General features: G+C 63.8%; 15 protein-coding genes. 5 read left to right on the top strand and 10 right to left on the bottom strand.

Going from position 1 to position 18,110, the window contains the following annotated elements:
* Positions 1–220 precede the first annotated feature (220 nt).
* A complete protein-coding gene (locus C2U70_RS05200) occupies positions 221–1,762 on the top strand; it encodes a L,D-transpeptidase family protein (protein WP_186294074.1) in 1,542 nt (513 codons plus the stop codon).
* Between the two features lie 6 nt (positions 1,763–1,768).
* Here C2U70_RS05200 and C2U70_RS05195 read toward each other — a convergent pair whose 3' ends face one another.
* The 7 genes from C2U70_RS05195 to C2U70_RS05165 all read right to left on the bottom strand — a co-directional run bounded on the left by C2U70_RS05195 (position 1,769) and on the right by C2U70_RS05165 (position 9,310).
* A complete protein-coding gene (locus C2U70_RS05195; protein ID WP_140976820.1) occupies positions 1,769–2,467 on the bottom strand; it encodes an ABC transporter ATP-binding protein in 699 nt (232 codons plus the stop codon).
* On the bottom strand, positions 2,460–3,194 hold the full coding sequence (locus tag C2U70_RS05190) for an ABC transporter ATP-binding protein (RefSeq protein ID WP_140976818.1): 735 nt from the start codon (positions 3,192–3,194) through the stop codon (positions 2,460–2,462). Before C2U70_RS05190 ends, C2U70_RS05195 begins: the two co-directional genes overlap by 8 nt.
* The gene (locus tag C2U70_RS05185) at positions 3,181–4,311 is read right to left on the bottom strand and encodes a branched-chain amino acid ABC transporter permease (RefSeq protein ID WP_140976817.1); all 1,131 of its coding nucleotides are present in this window, start codon (positions 4,309–4,311) and stop codon (positions 3,181–3,183) included. The genes C2U70_RS05190 and C2U70_RS05185 overlap by 14 nt, the downstream gene beginning before the upstream one ends.
* Before the next feature lie 6 nt (positions 4,312–4,317).
* The gene (locus tag C2U70_RS05180) at positions 4,318–5,535 is read right to left on the bottom strand and encodes a substrate-binding protein (RefSeq protein WP_140976815.1); all 1,218 of its coding nucleotides are present in this window, start codon (positions 5,533–5,535) and stop codon (positions 4,318–4,320) included.
* A 4-nt stretch (positions 5,536–5,539) separates the two neighbouring features.
* The gene (locus C2U70_RS05175) at positions 5,540–6,397 is read right to left on the bottom strand and encodes a branched-chain amino acid ABC transporter permease (protein ID WP_140976813.1); all 858 of its coding nucleotides are present in this window, start codon (positions 6,395–6,397) and stop codon (positions 5,540–5,542) included.
* Between the two features lie 36 nt (positions 6,398–6,433).
* The gene (locus tag C2U70_RS05170) at positions 6,434–7,948 is read right to left on the bottom strand and encodes an amidase (protein ID WP_140976811.1); all 1,515 of its coding nucleotides are present in this window, start codon (positions 7,946–7,948) and stop codon (positions 6,434–6,436) included.
* A gap of 174 nt (positions 7,949–8,122) precedes the next feature.
* On the bottom strand, positions 8,123–9,310 hold the full coding sequence (locus tag C2U70_RS05165) for a substrate-binding domain-containing protein (RefSeq protein WP_246666665.1): 1,188 nt from the start codon (positions 9,308–9,310) through the stop codon (positions 8,123–8,125).
* A gap of 180 nt (positions 9,311–9,490) precedes the next feature.
* Between C2U70_RS05165 and C2U70_RS05160 the strand changes: the two genes are divergently transcribed.
* Positions 9,491–9,934: a MarR family winged helix-turn-helix transcriptional regulator gene (locus C2U70_RS05160; protein WP_140976809.1), complete on the top strand. Its 444-nt coding sequence runs from the start codon at positions 9,491–9,493 to the stop codon at positions 9,932–9,934.
* A 183-nt stretch (positions 9,935–10,117) separates the two neighbouring features.
* Here C2U70_RS05160 and secA read toward each other — a convergent pair whose 3' ends face one another.
* Positions 10,118–12,961, bottom strand: a complete 2,844-nt coding sequence (gene secA / locus C2U70_RS05155) for a preprotein translocase subunit SecA (RefSeq protein ID WP_140976807.1) — start codon at positions 12,959–12,961, stop codon at positions 10,118–10,120.
* Positions 12,962–13,319: 358 nt separating this feature from the next.
* Between secA and C2U70_RS05150 the strand changes: the two genes are divergently transcribed.
* Positions 13,320–14,237 carry a peptidylprolyl isomerase gene (locus C2U70_RS05150; protein ID WP_140976806.1) on the top strand — a complete coding sequence of 306 codons (918 nt, stop codon included), beginning with the start codon at positions 13,320–13,322 and terminating at the stop codon, positions 14,235–14,237.
* Positions 14,238–14,395: 158 nt separating this feature from the next.
* Positions 14,396–15,637 (top strand): bifunctional glutamate N-acetyltransferase/amino-acid acetyltransferase ArgJ, encoded by a 1,242-nt coding sequence (argJ, locus tag C2U70_RS05140; protein ID WP_140976802.1) that lies wholly within the window; start codon positions 14,396–14,398, stop codon positions 15,635–15,637.
* 4 nt (positions 15,638–15,641) lie between these two features.
* On the opposite strand, the gene C2U70_RS05135 is transcribed toward argJ, so the two are convergent.
* Positions 15,642–16,025: an Ig-like domain-containing protein gene (locus C2U70_RS05135; RefSeq protein ID WP_140976800.1), complete on the bottom strand. Its 384-nt coding sequence runs from the start codon at positions 16,023–16,025 to the stop codon at positions 15,642–15,644.
* A 96-nt stretch (positions 16,026–16,121) separates the two neighbouring features.
* A complete protein-coding gene (locus tag C2U70_RS05130; protein WP_140976798.1) occupies positions 16,122–17,459 on the bottom strand; it encodes a TadE/TadG family type IV pilus assembly protein in 1,338 nt (445 codons plus the stop codon).
* 149 nt (positions 17,460–17,608) lie between these two features.
* Between C2U70_RS05130 and mutT the strand changes: the two genes are divergently transcribed.
* On the top strand, positions 17,609–18,019 hold the full coding sequence (gene mutT / locus C2U70_RS05125) for an 8-oxo-dGTP diphosphatase MutT (protein WP_140976796.1): 411 nt from the start codon (positions 17,609–17,611) through the stop codon (positions 18,017–18,019).
* Positions 18,020–18,110: the final 91 nt, after the last annotated feature.

Genomic DNA, 18,110 nt, shown 5'->3' with positions numbered 1-18,110 from the left:
TTTAGTCTCTGTTGACCATGCCTATGGGGCAACGCCCTCGTGATCCCCGTTCGGGTTGCGAGGCCATGACCCAAAGGCTAAGATTTTAATCAATGACTTCAGGGCAAAACGCTGGAGTTTGGTCTTACAAGTCCCGCTGTCGCGGGGACCGGATCGCCGGTCGGGCCAGGCGCCAAATTTGGGGTTTTGTGAACTTGCCCGGTGAGTGTGGGGTCTTGTCTTGATTTCTGGCTCGCTTGCACGCGTGCTTTTGACGTCCGTCGCGCTGACCGCCAGCGTGCTGCTGGCCGGCTGCGATTCCGACCAGGTCTCGCTCGCGACCAACGCCAAGGCCAACCAGCCGGTCCCCCCAAAACTGCTCGCCGCCATGACCGAAAAGGACATGGACCTGAATTCGCCGATCCTGGTCCGCCTGTTCAAGCAGGAGGCCGAGCTCGAGGTCTGGAAGCAGACCCGCAACGGCCAGTTCGCGCTGCTCAAGACCTATCCGATCTGCCGCTGGTCGGGCGATCTCGGCCCCAAGGTGCGCGAAGGCGACCGCCAGGCACCCGAGGGGTTTTATTCGATCAACCCCAGCCAGATGAATCCGCAATCGGCCTACTACCTCTCCTTCAACACCGGCTATCCCAATGCGTTCGACAAGGCGCTGGGGCGCACCGGCTCGCAGCTGATGGTGCATGGCGATTGTTCTTCGCGCGGTTGTTACGCGATGACGGACGAGCAGATCGCGGAGATCTACTCGCTGGGACGCGAATCGTTCTTCGGCGGCCAGAAGGCGTTCCAGCTCCAGGCCTATCCGTTCCGGATGACGCCGGTGAACATGGCCAAGCACCGCACCAACCCGAACATGGCCTTCTGGAAGATGATCAAGCAAGGCTATGATCATTTCGAGGTGACGCGGCAGGAGCCGAAGGTCGATTTCTGCGAGAAGAAGTACGTCTTCGACGCGACGCGCGCGCCCGATGCGAAGCGCGATCCCGTGTTCGATGCGAACGCAAAGTGCCCGGCCTATGTGATCCCCGAAGATATCCAGCAGGCCGTGCGCGAGAAGCAGCAGCAGGACGAAGCGCAGTACGCCAAGCTGGTCGCGCGCGGCACGCCGGTTGCGCGCATGAACACCGGCATCGACGGCGGCATGAACAAGGTCTTTGCGGTGCGCGTCCCCGAAGGCAGCACCGGCCTGTCGGAGGCGCCCGACACCAACACCCTGTCGCTGCTCGCGATGTCGAAGGCGCCGGGCACGATCCCCTCGAGCGTCAATCCGCCGAAGCCGAACCTCGCCGCCGTGGACGCCGCGCCGCAGAGCGAGCCGGTTGTCGCGGCGCCCGCGCCGACCCGTGTTGCCGCAGTCGCGCCCGCCGAACAGCAGTCGTCCTCGGGCGGCGGCTGGTTCTCAGGGCTGGCGCGCAAGATGGGCGTCGGCGGCAGCGCCGACACGACCGCGACCACCACGCCGACACAGACCGCGGCCGCTCCGGCAGCCGCGCCGACCACCGCAGCGTCCCGGTTGAAGTCCGCGGTGAGCCGGTTCGTCCCGGGCCACGACAAATCGAAGGATGCGCCCAAGGACACGCCGAAGCCGATCGTGGCCGCAAAGCCGGCCGAGCCGGCCGCGACCCAGGTCGCCCAGTCGCGCCCGCCGCTGAAACCGTCCGTGGTCGAGACCGCGCCGCCTGCCGCGAGCAAGGACTCGCAGATGGCTGGTGCTGCGCCGGTGGTGTCGTCGAACTCGTTCGACAGCCGTTTCTCGGCGATGAAGTAGCCGCCTCTACGGCGCCAGGTACCGCAGCAGCTCCGGATTGCCCCGCACATCGCCCGCCTCGCCCTGCAGCGCGACCCTTCCGCGGTCCAGCACATAGGCGTAATCGGCGACGCGCAGCGCGAGATCGAGGTGCTGCTCGACGATGATCACGGCGATGTCCTTGGCGAGCTCGATCAGGCGCTCGGTGATCTCCTCGATGACGCCGATCCAGACGCCTTCGGTCGGCTCGTCCAGCAGCAGAAGCTTTGGGTCGCCCAGCATGGCGCGCCCGATCGCGAGCATTTTTCGCTCGCCGCCGGACAGCGTGCCGGCCGGCTGGTCGAGCCGCTGGCCGAGCTTTGGAAAGATCGCCAGCACCCGATCGACCGCCGCGCCGGCATCCTTGTTCGACAGCGAACCGACCGCGAGATTGTCGCGCACCGACAGGCGGGCGAACACCGAGTGCTCCTGCGGCACATAGCCGATGCCGGCGCGCACGCGCTGCTCGGTTCGGCTCCTGCTGATGTCGCGGCCGTCGAAGGCGACCTCGCCCTTCCAGGCCGGCAGTTCGCCGACGATGGTCTTCATCAGCGTGGTCTTGCCGGCGCCGTTGCGCCCGAGCACGGCGACGCCGCCGCGCCAGGGAATGCCGAGCGTGACGTCGAACAGGACCTGGCTGCGGCCATAGCCGGCGTCGAGATGTCTGATGTCCAAAAATTCAGGCACGGCGCAGATAAATCTCCTGGACGGACTTGTTGGCCTGGATCTCCGACACCGTGCCCGACGCCAGCACCTTGCCCTGGTCGAGCACGGTCAGGCGGTCGCAGATGTCGCGGATGAAATCGAGATCGTGCTCGACGATGACGAGCGAGCAATGCTGCTTGATCGGCTGCAGCAGTTCGCCGGTGACGCGGCGCTCCTCGAGGCTCATGCCGCCGGTCGGCTCGTCCAGCAGCAACAGTCTTGGCTTGCCCGCAAGCGCCATGGCGATCTCCAGCCATTGCTGCTGGCCGTGCGACAGCGCGGCGGCGGGATCGAACGCGCGATCGGCCAGCCGAAACTGCGTCAGCATGGTCATGACCTGGTCGTGCAGCACGCCGCGCGTGCGCGAGAAGACGAGGTCGAACAGCGAGGACTGCGCCTGCAGCGCGAGCAGGATGTTGTCGTAGAGCGTCAGCGTCGGCAGCACGGACGTGATCTGGAATTTCAGGCTCATGCCGGCGCGCGCCCGCTCGGTCGGCGTGAACGCGGTGATGTCGGAATTGACGAAGGAGACCTTGCCTCGCGTCGGCACCTCGGCGCCGGCGATGCACTTCATCAGCGTGCTCTTGCCCGAGCCGTTCGGCCCGATCAGTCCATGGAACTCGTTCTCGCCGACGGTGAGCGCGGCACCATCGAGCGCGGTGAGCTTGCCGAAGATCTTTGTGATGCCGGCAGCCTCAAGGAGCGGCATTTGGCTTCTCCTTGATTTTGGCACCAAAGCTGCCGACGCGCTCGCGCTCCCCCAACACGAAACTGATCAGGCCAAGCGGCCTAAACAGGATGACGAGCAGCAGCAGCACGCCGAGGATGATCGGCCAGATATCGCGATAATTGTCGGAGAGCCAGAAGCTGACGCCCTCCACGATGACGGCGCCGATGACGGCGCCGATCAGCGTGCCGGAGCCGCCGAACAGCACGTAGAGCACGACCTGGGTCGACACCACGACCCCGACCATGTTGGGCCAGACGAAGCCTTCGTGGAAGGCATAGAGACTGCCGGAGAGACCGGCGATGGCGCCGCCGATCGTGAAGATGATCGCCTTCAAATGCTGCGTCTTGTAGCCGAAGAAAGCGATGCGCTGCTCGTTCTCGCGCAGGCCCGCGAGCGCAAGGCCGAATTGCGAGCGCACCAGGAAGCGGCACAGCAAATAGACGACCACGAGGATGCCGAGCACGAGGTAATAATAGGCGGGTCCTTCGGAGAATTCGTAGGAGCCGAGCGACATCGGCGCGATCGACGGAATGCCGTTCTGGCCGCCGAGATAGTACCAGCCGCGCGCCAGGCGATCGGCCGCGTAGGAGCCCGTCAGCGTCCCCAGCGACACGAAGATCACGCTCGACGGATGGCGACCGAGCAGCAGGAAGCCGCCGAGGAGCAGCGCGAACGCCAGCCCGATCAGCGTTCCCGCCGGCAGGACGAGAAAGATGTTGGTGACGTTGACGTCACGGGCCAGCAACGCCACGCCGTAGCCGGCCGAGCCGAAGAACAGGGCCTGGCCAAAGCTCATGATGCCCGCATAGCCCCACACCAGATCGAACGAGAGCGCGAACAGAGCGAGGATGATGACGCGGGTGGCGAACACCGTGAGATAGTCCTGCAGCACCAGCGGTGCCACCAGGGCCGCGAGCAGCACCAGCCCCTCGACGATGGGCAGGATTTTTCGTCCTGCCCTCGCATGTCCCGTGGCTTGTCCTTTGGACTTTCCCTCGGCACGGTTTGCCGGTCCACGCTCAGCCATCGCAATGTCCGCCTCGCCGCCGTCATTGGCGTCGAGGGCCTGCTTTACCACACTGATGGACTTCGGCATTCCGGATCAGCACTCTTTCGGGTCGACGAGACCGTTGCTGCGACCGACGATCTCGTAGTTTCCGCCCTTGGCCACCGCCGTGTACATTTTCATCTTGCAGTGGCGCTTGCCCGGCACCATCTCGGCCGGCCCGCCCGGGCCTTCCGCGATCTTGGCGTGGTCGAGCGCGGCTGCGACCGCCTCACGATCGATCTTGCCGGCTTCCTTGACGGCGGCCTCCCACAGCTTCAGGCCGCGATAGGTCCCGGTCGCCGCACTTCCGGCCGCGAACAGGAAGTTGCCCGGAAAATCCTTCTCGTAGGCCGCCTGGATCTTTGCGTCGAACGGGTTCTCCTTGGTCAACACCTTGAAATAGTCGAGGCAGCTTGCGAGCCCCTCGATCTCGGCGGCCTGATTGATGTTGAGCGTGTTCTCGTCATAGTAGACGCAGGCCAGACGTCCACCGTTCTTCAGGAAGCCGGCTTCATAGAGCTGCTTGAAGAAGGGCCCGACGCCGGGCGGAATGACCGTGTTGAAGACGACATCGACCTTGTTGGAGATGACGCGGTTGACGGTCGCCGAGAAATCGACCTGATCGAGCGGATAATACTCCTCGAACACGACCTCGCCGCCGTTCTGCTCGATCACCTTGCGGGCATAGACGTTGAGCGTGTGCGGCCAGACATAGTTGGCGCTCGGCAGCGCAAACCGCTTGCCGCCGTTCTTGATCAGCCAGGGGATGAACTCGTCGCATTGCTGCGCCGGCGTCGGCCCGGTGCAGAACAGATAGGGCGTGCACTCCTTGCCTTCGTAGAGCTGCGGATAGATGTAGAGCGTCTTGCCGCGGGCCACGATCGGGTCCTTGATCGCATTGCGCATTGACGAGGTGATGCCGCCGAGCACCATGTCGACCTTGTCGCGCTGGATCAGTTTCCGGACGTTGCCGACCGCGACGGATTCATTGGACGCAGTATCCTCGATGTAGAGCTCGAGCGGACGGCCGAGCAGGCCGCCGGCCGCATTGATCTCCTTGATCACCATTTTTGCGACATTGGCGTCGGCATTGCCGGCATAGGCGATCGGGCCGGTGAGGTCGGTCGCGATGCCGACCTTGATCGGGGCTTCGGCCGCATTGGCCCAGGGAGCCGGGATCACCCAGCTTCCAACGCCGGTCGCAACCGCGCCGGAAGCAAAGGCGAAATTGGAGAGGAAGCGGCGGCGTGAGAGCTGCATACGATCGAACATGTGATTAAACCCCTTTTCCAGCGATGAGGCCCTGCGGCCGGAATTTGATGAAGACGATGGCGAGAACGAAGACCAGGACGTCGGCAACGACAGGCGCCATGACCCAGGGCAGCGCCGCGCTCAGCGTGCCGATCACACCGGCGCCCGCGACGGGACCGATGAACGAGCCGACACCGCCGACCATGACGGCGACAAACCCCTGGATCAGGAAGCGGATGCCGAGATCGGCATAGAGGCTGAACACCGGCACGATCAGCGCGCCCGCAAGGCCCGCGAGCGCCGAACCGAAGGCGAAGGTGGCGCCATACATCAGCGGCGTGGAAATGCCCGACGCCCGCGCCAGCGACGGATTTTCCAGCGTGGCACGCATGCGCAGGCCGAAATTGGTCCGTGACAGCAACAAGTAGCAGCCGGCCATCACCAGGAGCGTGATGACGATGATGGTGAAGCGCCAGGCCGAGATGTGCATGGTGCCGATGTCGATCGAGCCGCCGATCGGTTCCGGCACGGTCAGATAGAAGCCGCCGATCAGGCCGCGCACGGCCTCGCGGATGATCAGGCCGAGCGCGTAGGTGCCGAGCATGGCCACGATCGGCGCGGCATAGAAGCGGCGGATGATCAGCGCCTCCAGCACGAAGCCGAGCGCGCCGACGACGAAGGGCGCCGCGACCATGCCGACCCAGATCGGCACGCCGTGGCTGTAGGCAAGATAGGTGACGTAGGCACCGAGCAGGACGAACTCGCCCTGCGCAAAATTGAAGATGCCCATCATGCTGGCGATGATTCCGAGCCCCAGCACGACCAGGACGATGATCGCGCCAAAGCTCAGAATTTCGAATGCTGCGACGAATGCGCTAGCCATGCGTTGCGATCCATCCAGCCTGCACGCGGGCCCTCATCACATCTTCTTCCAGTCGCCGATCTGCTCGAAGGCATGCGCGGCGCGATAGATCGTCGATTCCTCGAACATCCGGCCGACCAGCATCAGGCCGACCGGAAGCCCGTCGACCATGCCGCAGGGCAGCGACATCGCCGGATGGTGCGTGATGTCGAACGGCGCCGTGTTGGAGATCATCTCGAGCGCGCGCGCGACATAGTCTTCACGGCTGGCCGTCGGCTCCGGCAGCTTGGTCGCCTTCATCGGCGTCGTCGGCAGCAGGAGGAGGTCGTAATCGGCGAATGCCTTGTCATAGGCGGCGGTGAGCCGCCGCGAGATGTTGAGCGCCTTGCCGTAAAAGCGAGGGCCGAAATTGTTGTTGATGTAGGTGCCGAGCATGATGAAAAGCTTCGTGGTTTCGGACAAGGAATCGGCCTGGCGGCGCCAGCCGCGATGGAAATCCATCAGCGACGTCGAATAGAGGTCGCCGCGGCTGAGGCCGTAACCGTCGCCGAACATCATGGTCTGGGTCAGGCCTTCGGTGCCGATCGGGGTCCAGATCGCGGGGCCCGTGAGATGCATGGGGATCGACACCGTCTCGACGGTGGCGCCGAGATCCTTGAAGCGTTTTGCGGCCTCGCGCACACTTTCGTTGACGGCGGCCTCGGCGTTCGGCTGCTCAAAGCCTTCCTTGAGAATGCCGATCTTCATGCCCTTGACGCCCTGTCCGAGGGCCTTGGTGTAGTCCTCGACCTTCGGCGCCTTGATGCGGGGATCGTAGCCGTCGTCGCCGGCGATCACTTCCAGCAGCAACGCGTTGTCGGCGACCGTCGCCGTCATCGGGCCGGTGTGGTCGACATAAATCTCGATGGGCATGATGCCTGTATAGGGGACGAGGCCCCAGGTTGGCTTCATGCCGTAAGTGCCGCAGAACGACGACGGCATGCGGATCGAGCCGCCCTGGTCGCCGCCGATCGCCATGTCGACCTCGCCGAGCGCGACGACGACGCCCGAGCCGGAGGAGGAGCCGCCGGCCGAAAAGCCCATCTTGTGCGGATTGTGCACCGGCCCGTAAGAGCCGGTGTGACTGCCGCCGGACAGGCAAAAGTGCTCGCAATGAGTTTTGCCGACGATCTCGGCGCCGGCATCGAGCATGCGCGTGACGATGGTGGCGTCGAAATCGGGCACATAGCCTTCCAGCGTCGACGAGCCGTTGGTCATGGGCACGCCGGCCAGCATGATGTTGTCTTTCAGCGCCACCGTCTTGCCCTTGAGCTTACCGGAGCCAGCGCCCTTCACGGTCGATTTGCGGTACCAGGCGTTGCGCGGGTTCTCCTCCGGCGAAGGCCGAAAGCCCGGCGTCCGCGGATATTTCACCTCCGGCACCTCATCGGGCATCGCTGCGACGAGATTGTAGGCATCGATCGAGCCCTGCATCAGGCCGCGGAACGAGGCGACGTCTTCATCGGTCAGCGACAGGCCGCACTGCTCGGCGACTGCGCGAAGTTGGGTGGGCGTGGGAAGGGCAACTGACACGACGCTCTCCTGAAGCTTTTTTGAGATCCCTGGCAGGAAGCCTCTGGCCCACGGGCTTGGCGTTGACGTGCACGCCGCGGGCCGGGCGACTTCGCTGGTGTATTACAAACGGAAATATTTTCCTTTTCAAGTATTATTTTGCAAGACGGCCGTGCGCGGAATGCCGCGCCGCCGTCAGATCGGCTTGATCAGCTTGAAGTCGAGACCGTCGGCCTCAGCGAGATGCATCGGCATCCGCGCGTGTCCATTGCGAACGGTGACCGGACCGCGCGCGCCGCTGTAGACGATGTTGCGGCCGGCCGCGAGCATCGGCCCCATCGCCAATGTGCCGGCCTTGTTGGCGACAGCCTCGAGAAAGCGCATGCCTTCATAGCTGGACTGCCCGACCGAACCGATCGGCGGCGCATTCGGTCCGAACATCGCGCGATAGCGGCTCTGGAAATCGTCATTTGCGCGCAAGCCCGTGCCGGTGAAATAGCCGGAGGCGCAGAACATGTTTTCGCTGTTGTCGGCGCCGATGCCAAGCAGCACGGTGTCGTCCATCGCGCCGGCAAATCGCAACGTCGTCGCGCCGAGACCGCATTCGCCGAAGGCGCGATTGAAGCTGCTGCTGTCGGTTCCGATCAGCGAGATCAGAACGACATCGGGTTTGGCGGCGCGGATGCGCGCCAGATGCGGCTCGTGATTGTCCTCGCCGAGCGGAACGAATTCCTCGCCGACCACCTGGCCGCCGGTCTCCGCGATGTAGCGTTTCACCGCGCGGTGCGATTGCCACGGCCAGACATAATCGCTGCCGATCAGGTACCAGCGCTGGGCCTTCTTGACGTCGGCCAGCCAGCAGATCGCCGGCCGGCTCTGCCAGCGCGGCGTCTCGCCGATCGCCATCACGCCCGGGGTCTGCTCGCCGCCCTCATAGACCGGCGTGTAGATGTAGGGGATGCGGTTCTCGGTGGTGATCTTGCGCAGCGCGACGCGAACCGCGCTGGTGTGCAGGCCGACGATGAGGTCGAGCTCGTCATAGGCGATCGCCTGCTCGGCCCGATACAGGACATCGTCGAGGGCACCGCCGGCGTCGTAGATCGACAGTTCGATCTCGCGCCCCAGGATGCCGCCGCGCTTGTTGATTTCGTCAACCGCGAGCCGCGCGCTGTTGGTCGCGCAGGGCCCCCAGACGCCTGGCGAGCCGGTGCAGCAGATGAAGCCGCCGATGCGGAGCTTGCTGTTGGCACCGCGACGCCCGAAAGTGCTGCGATCGGTCGGCGACAACGCGCGATCGGCCCCCGATGACGACAGGTTCCTGAACAGCAAGGACGGCGGAAACGCTGGTCCGCCGCGGGCCGGGAAGTCTACCGTCGAGCGCACGCCAACTCCTCTCTGGCAACAGACCCCAAAGCACATTCGGCAGGCGGCCACGGCATCCGCCCGTTTGTTGGGCAATGATCCTATTTTGAAAATATTGAATATTCAACAATTGAAGTGCATATAGATGCAGCATCGATTGCAAGACATTCACTCATTTGGATCAAGACGAAGTCGTCAGCCGTGGCCAGACCGCCCAAAGAAAACGCCCCCATCACCGAACATCTCGCCTACCTGCTCGCGCAAGCCAACCGGGAGATCAACCGGCAGTTGGAACTGCGCCTGAGCAAGGAAGGCGTGCCGGTCGAGCAGTGGCGCATCCTCAAGGTGCTGTCTGACGGCGAAGGCCATTCCATGGGCGAGCTCGCGGAGGCCGTACTGCTCAACCATCCGACGCTGACCAAGATGATCGACCGCATGGTGTCGGACACGCTGGTCTATCGCGTGCAGGATCCGAACGACCGCCGCAAGGTGCTGATGTTCATCAGCGACCGCGGCAAGGCGCTGTGCAAGAAGCTCAACTCGCTCGCGGTCGACCAGGAGGAGCACATCCTGGAGAGCTATGGCGACAAGTCGACGAGCGAACTGAAGCGGCTCTTGGAGAGTTTGATCGACAGCTCGAATTGAGCTGACGGTTTATCGCTCGATCGTTTCGAGGCGCGTCGTCCTGGACAAGCACAGCGAAGCGGAGCGCTGATCCAGGACCCATTGCCACCGCACGCGGTTTGGCGAAGACTGGAGGAACCAGATCGCAGCAAAACATCCGCTTGGGGTGATGGGTCCTGGCTTTCGCCAGGACGACAGTGGTTGCTAGCCGTACTTCCCGTGGCAGTGCTTGTACTTCTTGCCGCTGCCGCAGGGGCAGTCCTCGTTGCGGCCGACCTTGCCCCATGACGCGGGGTTCTTCGGATCGCGCTGCACGGCGCCGCCGCCTTGCGGCACCAGCGTGGCGCCGGCGAAGGCCATCTCGTCCTCGCCGGTGTTGGGATCGAGCTTGTGCGCTTCCATCGCCGGCAGCACGGGGGCTTCCTGCTCGGGCGGCACGATCTCGACCCGCATCAACTGCGCGGTGACGGCCTCGCGCAGATGCGCGCTCATCTCCTGGAAGAGGTTGAAGGCTTCGGTCTTGTACTCCTGCAACGGATCGCGCTGGCCGTAACCGCGGAGCCCAATGACCTGGCGCAGATGGTCGAGCATGATCAGGTGCTCGCGCCAGAGATGGTCGAGCGTCTGCAGCAAAATGGTCTTCTCGACGTAACGCATCACGTCGGGGCCCCATTGCGCGACCTTGGCCGCCATCTGCTCGTCGGCGCGCGTCTCGATGCGCGTCAGCAGCTCCTCGTCGGCGATGCCCTCTTCCTTGGCCCATGCGTCGACGGGCAGATCGAGGTCGAGCACGCGCTTCAATTCGTCCTTGAGGCCCGCGACGTCCCACTGCTCGGCATAGGCATGCTCGGGCACGTGCTTGGCGACGAGGTCCTCGATGAAGGCGTGGCGCATGTCGGCGATGGTCTCGGCGACGCTCTCGTCCTTCATCAGGTCGACGCGCTGGTCGAAGATCACCTTGCGCTGGTCGTTCTGAACGTTGTCGAACTTGAGGAGGTTCTTGCGGATGTCGAAGTTGCGCGCCTCGACCTTCTGCTGGGCCTTCTCCAGCGCCTTGTTGATCCAGGGATGGATGATGGCCTCACCCTCCTGCAGGCCGAGCCGCTGCAGCATGCTGTCCAGGCGATCCGAACCGAAGATGCGCATCAGATCGTCTTCCAGCGACAGGAAGAACTTTGAACGTCCGGGGTCGCCCTGACGGCCGGAACGGCCGCGGAGCTGGTTGTCGATGCGGCGGGATTCGTGGCGCTCGGACCCGATGATGTAGAGGCCGCCCGGCTTCTTCACGGTCCTGGCGGGTTTCGAGCCCTTCGCCGGCTCGACCACGAAATCCTCTTCGGACTTCAGCACGATCTCGCGGAAACGGGCGACGTCGGCCTTGATCTGCTCGATCCTCGATGCCTTCTCGGCCTCGTCCTCGATGCCTGCGGTCTCTTGGCTGATGCGCATCTCGAGCGAGCCGCCGAGCTTGATGTCGGTACCACGTCCCGCCATGTTGGTGGCGATCGTGATGGCGCCGGGCACGCCGGCTTCAGCGACGATATAGGCCTCCTGCTCGTGGAAGCGCGCGTTCAGCACCGCGAACAGTTTTGCAGGCTTGCCGGCGCGGGCCGCGGCGTAGAGCTTCTCGAGCGCGTTCTCCTTGCCGAAGTCGATCTGCTTGTAGCCGTTTGCTTTCAGGAATTCGGCGAGCACTTCCGACTTCTCGATCGACGCCGTGCCGACCAGCACGGGCTGCAGCCGCGAATTGGCGCGCTCGATCTCGGCGAGGATGGCGGCGTATTTTTCCTTCTGCGTGCGGTAGACCTCGTCGTCTTCGTCCAGACGCGCCACCGGCAAATTGGTCGGGATCTCCACGACCTCGAGCTTGTAGATGTCGAACAATTCGTCGGCTTCGGTCGCCGCTGTGCCGGTCATGCCCGCCAGCTTCTCGTACATGCGGAAGTAGTTCTGGAAGGTGATCGAGGCGAGCGTCTGGTTCTCCGGCTGGACCGCGACGTGCTCCTTGGCTTCCAGCGCCTGGTGCAGGCCTTCCGAATAGCGCCGGCCCGGCATCATGCGTCCGGTGAACTCGTCGATGATCACGACTTCGCCGTCGCGGACGATGTAGTCCTTGTCGCGGGTGAACAGCGAATGCGCGCGCAGCGCCTGGTTGACGTGGTGCACGACGGAGACGTTCTCGACGTCGTAGAGCGACTCGCCCTTCAACTGGCCGGCGTCGCGCAGCAGCGTCTCCAGCTTCTCCATGCCGGCTTCGGTCAGCGTCACGTTGCGCTGCTTCTCGTCGACCTCGAAGTCGGTCTTCTTCTCCAGGCTCGGCATGAAGGTGTCGATGGTGTTGTAGAAGTCCGAGCGGTCGTCGAGCGGACCAGAGATGATCAGCGGCGTGCGCGCTTCGTCGATCAGGATCGAGTCCACTTCGTCGACGATGGCGTAGTAGTGCGGCCGCTGGACCATGTCCTCGAGCCGGTACTTCATGTTGTCGCGCAGATAGTCGAAGCCGTATTCGTTGTTGGTGCCGTAGGTGATGTCGCAGGCATAGGCCGTCTTGCGCTCGGCATCGTCGAGGCCGTGGACGATCACGCCCGTGGTCATGCCGAGGAAGCCGTAGATCTGGCCCATCCAGCCGGAGTCGCGGCGGGCGAGGTAGTCGTTGACGGTGACGACGTGGACGCCGCGGCCGGCGAGCGCGTTGAGATAGACGGCGAGCGTTGCGACCAGCGTCTTGCCTTCGCCGGTCTTCATCTCGGCGATGTCGCCTTCATGCAGCACCATGCCGCCGATGAGCTGGACGTCGAAATGGCGCTGGCCGAGGGTGCGCTTGGCGGCTTCGCGGACGGTGGCGAAGGCCGGGACCAGGAGCTCGTCCAGCGTCTTGCCGCTCGCGATCTGCGCCTTGAACTCGGCGGTGCGGGCCTTCAGCTCGTCGTCGGTGAGCTTTGCAAGCTCCGGTTCCAGCGCGTTGATGGCGTTGACGCGGGACTGGTATCCCTTGATCCGCCGGTCGTTTGCGGAGCCGAAAAACTTGCGGGCGAGCGCGCCGATCATGCCGGATTCCTTGCCAAAGTCCTGTGTTCGCGAATGAACCGCGTTGCAGCCAAGAGGTTGTCACCAGCTTGCCTATCAACTCACCGTGACGCCTCGCGGCGCCAGCCCCGGATTGCGGGGTCATCCGCCATATGGGTGGGAATTAAGCAAGCATGGGTTCAACGGCTGAAAACGCAGCAAAATAAACGCCATCGCCATTGACGCGACCGGCCAGAGATATGGCCCGGTCGGGGCCTTGTCAACGGCGGCGGGATTGCCGCTAATTCATCATTTTGACAGACTTTTCGCGTTGCCAAGGCACCCCGATTGGGCGAGTGTCCGCCCCGCTCGAACGACCCCCGTAACATAAGGATTTTCCATGACCACCTCGTTCCCGGTATCCACCGGCCAGCGCGTCCGCCTTGCCTCGGCCCTTGCGGGATGCCTTGCACTGGCGCTGACCCTGGGAAGCCCCGTCCGGGCAGCCGACGATCCGGTTCTGGCCAAGGTCAATGGAGCTGACATCAAGAAGAGCGACGTGACCATGGCCGAGGAAGAGCTCGGGCCGAGCCTGGCGCAGATGGATCCGTCCACCAAGGACGAGAACGTGCTGGCCTTCCTGATCGACATGAAGATCGTCGCCAAGGCCGCCGAGGACAAGAAGATCGCCGACGGCGAGGAGTTCAAGAAGCGGATGGCGTTCGCCCGCAACCGCCTGCTGATGGACAGCCTGCTCGCCCAGGAAGGCAAGGCGGCGACCACCGACGACGCCATGAAGAAGGTCTATGAGGAGGCCTCCAAGCAGATCACCGGCGAGCAGGAAGTGCGCGCCCGCCACATCCTGGTCGAGAGCGAGGACGAGGCCAAGGCGGTGAAGGCGGAGCTCGACAAGGGCGCCGATTTCGCCGAGCTCGCCAAGAAGAAGTCCAAGGATCCGGGCTCCGCCGACGGCGGTGACCTCGGCTTCTTCACCAAGGAGCAGATGGTGCCGGAATTCTCGGCCGTGGCCTTCACGCTCGAGCCGGGCAAGATTTCCGATCCCGTGAAGTCGCAGTTCGGCTGGCATATCATCAAGGTCGAGGAAAAGCGCGCCCGCAAGGCGCCGGACTTCGAGCAGGTCAAGACCCAGATCGAGAACTACGTCACCCGCAAGGCCCAGGCCGACTACGTCGCCAAGCTGCGCGCGGAAGCCAAGGTCGAGCGCCTGGACAAGCCGGCCGCTGACGCCGCCAAGCCCGACGCCGCCAAGGCGCCCGCGCCGGCCGACAACAAGATGGCCCCGCCCGCGAAGAAGTAAATCGACTTCGCAAACGGACTTCAGTAGTTTGACGTCGTGCCCGGCCTTGTGCCGGGCATCCACGTCTTAAGACCCTCATCTTGTTGTGCTGAAGACGTGGATGGCCGGGACACGCCCGGCCATGACGGATTCCCTCCGCTTCGACAAGGCGCCCCGCGATGTCCACCACCGTCTCCCCGCTCGCCCCCACCGACGTCCCCGAGATGCCCGAGATCGCGGGCATCCGCTTAGCTACGGCCGAAGCCGGCATCCGCTACAAGAACCGCACCGACGTGCTGCTCGCGGTGATGGACAAGGGTACCGCAGTCGCCGGCGTCTTCACCAAATCGAAGTGCCCCTCCGCGCCGGTCGAATGGTGCCGCGCCAAACTCAAGGGCGGCAAGGCGCGCGCCCTCGTCGTCAATTCCGGCAACGCCAACGCCTTCACCGGCAAGACCGGCCGCGCCTCCACCGCACTGACCGCGAAAATCGCAGCCAAGGCGGTCGGCTGCGGCGAGAGCGAGATCTTTCTGGCCTCGACCGGCGTGATCGGCGAGCCATTGGACGCGACCAAATTCGACGGCGTGCTCGGCCGTCTCGCCGAGTCGGCCGTTTCAGGGGATTACCTCGCCGCGGCCAAGGCGATCATGACCACCGACACGTTTCCGAAGGTCGCGACCGCAACGGTGAAGCTCGGCAAGGCCAAGGTCACCATCAACGGCATGGCCAAGGGCGCCGGCATGATCGCGCCTGACATGGCGACCATGCTGTCGTTCGTGTTCACCGATGCGCCGATTGCGCCGGCCGCCTTGCAGGCGCTGCTCAAGAGCGGCGTCGAAGACACGTTCAATGCCGTCACCATCGACGGCGACACCTCGACCTCGGACACGCTGCTCGCCTTTGCCACGGGAGCCGCCGCCGAACATGGTGCGCCAAGGATCAGCCGCGCCAGCGATCCGCGCCTCAAGGCCTTCGTCAAGGCGTTCAATCGGGTGCTCGCCGACCTCGCCGAGCAGGTCGCGCGCGACGGCGAAGGCGCGCGCAAGCTCGTTGAGATTACGGTCGAAGGCGCCAAGACCAAGGCGTCAGCGCGGAGAATTGCGATGTCGATCGCGAACTCGCCGCTGGTGAAGACCGCGATCGCCGGCGAAGACGCCAATTGGGGCCGCGTGGTGATGGCGGTCGGCAAGGCCGGCGAGGCGGCCGATCGCGACAAGCTCTCGATCGCCTTCAACGGCATCCGCGTCGCCAAGAGCGGCGCGCGCGATCCGTCCTATGACGAAGCGCAGGTATCGGAAGCGATGAAGGCGCCGAAGATCGCGATCAAGGTGTCGCTCGGTCTCGGCAAGGGACGCGATCGCGTGCTGACGTGTGATCTCACCAAGGAATATGTCGCGATCAACGGCGATTATCGGTCCTGAGAGATTAGAGCCGATCGGAGACCTTGACGCTCACGTCGATGGTCCGGGTAATTGGCCGATTGATCGTATCAAGTCCCTGACGGGCGTAAACAAAGCGATCGTCCCCGATATAGCCGGGGCGGGCAACATAGACCACGCGATTGCCATTGATCGAGACGCTACCCTTGCTTGGCGGCGTAACCACGCGGGCGCTGAAGATGGGCCCCCGCGTGCTCGTCACGATGATGCTGCAGCTCTTTCCACTGACTACATACATCGTCCCGGAGACTGTTTGATTATCCAGGGTCTTGATGTTCGGCACGATGCAAGAGCGCGCAGCGGCGGGGCCGGCCATGACCAACCCTGCGAAAACGACAATTCCGATCGTCTTTGTGAACGTGCTTATCATGCCTGTCCCCAAGCCTATCGCGCCCCTTGACGGACTCAATTATAGATAGCGATAGACGCTCGTTGCAAGCGACTACCGCCGTTGGCGGCACTTTTGTCAGCTCGAAATTCGGGCGTCGGCGATGGCCTTCTTGAACAGCGCGTTCATCGCGTCCGAGATGCCTTGCGTCGGGCTCACTTCGAAATAGAGCCCGGACGAGGCGCAGCTCTGCATGTTCTGCGCGATCTCGCTGTTCGGCGACGGGCCGAACGGTCCGTCGTTGAACGGGTCGATCCAGCTCATGTACCAGCTATTGGTCGGCAACTGCAGATAGGTGGTGTAGAGCACGGCGACCTTGATGCCGCGGTTCTTCAGCGTGGTGCAGAGCGCGGGATTGATCGGCGACTGGCAGCGCGACATGCTGCTGACGTTCTTGATCGGCTTCAGGCATCCGGAATTGTTCTCGTCGGCGACGCCGTCGGAGACGAAGAACACGTATTTCAGCGGCGCTGACGCCGTCCCCGCGCCTGGCGTGGCGATCGCGCTGTTGAGCGAGGGAAACACGGTGCTGAACGGCGAGTCCATGTCCTTGGTGTAGGAATCGTTGTTGCCGTAGACCCCCATCAGGTCGATGTTGCCGGCCGCGGTCTTGGCGCTCGTCAGGCTGGAGGACAGCGAGAACAGCGCGCGCAGGCCGATCGTCGCCGACGACGCGCCGAAATCGTAAATCGCCATCCGGAACTGGTTCGAATAGGTCTGGGTGGCCTTGGCGGTGTCCATCAGCGACTGGGTGGCGGTGCGCAGCACGTCGATCCGCGTCGTCACGCCGAGCGTCTTGGCGAGATTGTAGTAGTTGTCGGAGTCGTTGTAGTCGTGACAGGCGAAGGCGCATTTGTCCGACGTGTTGTTGACCATCATGGTCACGTCGGCCGGCGTCGCCGCCACGCCCATCGACGGCGAATTGTCGAGCAGCAGATAGAAATCGATATAGAGCGGCATGTTGGCCGTCGAGGTCGATGTGCCGTTCATCGTCAACGTGCTCTTGCCGATCACACCGAGGAACATGGTCGGGATGCTGGCGGAGAAGGTGACCGTAGAGGTGATCGTCGAGCCGCTCTTGACCACGGTCGGGGTGACGCTGAGCAGCGTGTAGCCGGTCTGGTTGTAGCGATTGCCGTCGAAGATCTTGGTGGCATCGGTGACGCCGACCGTGATCGGCCCGTCCGAAGTCATCGAGCCCGCCGCGGCGAAGGCGGGCGAGGACTTTGCGATCGCGCCGACGCTCGCGGCATCGGCGGCGGCCTGGAGTTTGGCGCGAATCTGCGTCGCACGCGAATAGTCGATCGCACAGCCCACCGTGGTGATCAGCGGCAGGCAGGCGAGCGCAAAAATGACCGAGATGTTGCCGCGCCGGTCGCGTATGAACCGGCGGATCGTCGTGAACGCGGAATGCATGAAACAAACCCAGAATGACAAAAGCGTTTTTCACTCTAGGAACTATCGATTAAATATGACTTATGGCAAAAGCGGTCTAATCCTTTAGATCCGGTTAACGGATCGCCCGGTGCAATCCCACCTCACCTCACAGGCGTTTTTCGAATCGCATGGCCGAACTCAAACTGACCCTGGTGGTGGCCTGCGCCCTGATCGATACGGACAAGCGCGTCCTGATCGCCCAGCGCCCCGAGGGCAAGTCGATGGCCGGCCTCTGGGAATTTCCCGGCGGCAAGGTCGAGCCGGGCGAACGGCCGGAGCAGACGCTGATCCGCGAGCTGCATGAAGAACTCGGCATCACCGTCGCCGAGCCCTGCCTCGCGCCGCTGACCTTCGCAAGCCACGGCTATGACAATTTCCATCTGCTGATGCCGCTCTATGTCTGCCGGCGCTGGGAGGGATTTGCGGTCGCGCGCGAGGGCCAGACGCTCGCCTGGGTGCGCGCGAACAAGCTGCGCGACTATCCGATGCCGCCGGCGGACATTCCGCTGATCCCGCATTTGATTGATCTGCTGATGTGAGCTGGCGGTCATCGCACTCTCAGCGTCATGCCCGGGCTCGTCCCGGGCATCCACGTTCTTCGGGCCGACAGCAAGATCGTGGATGGCCGGG

The organism is Bradyrhizobium guangdongense, assembly GCF_006483445.1.
GTDB classification, from domain to species: domain Bacteria; phylum Pseudomonadota; class Alphaproteobacteria; order Rhizobiales; family Xanthobacteraceae; genus Bradyrhizobium; species Bradyrhizobium guangdongense_A.
Note: the sequence above shows the minus strand (reverse complement) of the source record. Positions and strands in the feature narration are given on the sequence as shown.

Bases quoted from the DNA above. Each gene is read 5' to 3' on its own strand.
- C2U70_RS05190 (WP_140976818.1), bottom strand. From the start codon at position 3,194: ATGCCGCTCCTTGAGGCTGCCGGCATCACAAAGATCTTCGGCAAGCTC.
- C2U70_RS05185 (WP_140976817.1), bottom strand. From the start codon at position 4,311: ATGCCGAAGTCCATCAGTGTGGTAAAGCAGGCCCTCGACGCCAATGAC.
- C2U70_RS05180 (WP_140976815.1), bottom strand. From the start codon at position 5,535: ATGTTCGATCGTATGCAGCTCTCACGCCGCCGCTTCCTCTCCAATTTC.
- C2U70_RS05175 (WP_140976813.1), bottom strand. From the start codon at position 6,397: ATGGCTAGCGCATTCGTCGCAGCATTCGAAATTCTGAGCTTTGGCGCG.
- secA (WP_140976807.1), bottom strand. From the start codon at position 12,961: ATGATCGGCGCGCTCGCCCGCAAGTTTTTCGGCTCCGCAAACGACCGG.
- C2U70_RS05150 (WP_140976806.1), top strand. From the start codon at position 13,320: ATGACCACCTCGTTCCCGGTATCCACCGGCCAGCGCGTCCGCCTTGCC.
- argJ (WP_140976802.1), top strand. From the start codon at position 14,396: ATGTCCACCACCGTCTCCCCGCTCGCCCCCACCGACGTCCCCGAGATG.
- C2U70_RS05135 (WP_140976800.1), bottom strand. From the start codon at position 16,025: ATGATAAGCACGTTCACAAAGACGATCGGAATTGTCGTTTTCGCAGGG.
- C2U70_RS05130 (WP_140976798.1), bottom strand. From the start codon at position 17,459: ATGCATTCCGCGTTCACGACGATCCGCCGGTTCATACGCGACCGGCGC.
- mutT (WP_140976796.1), top strand. From the start codon at position 17,609: ATGGCCGAACTCAAACTGACCCTGGTGGTGGCCTGCGCCCTGATCGAT.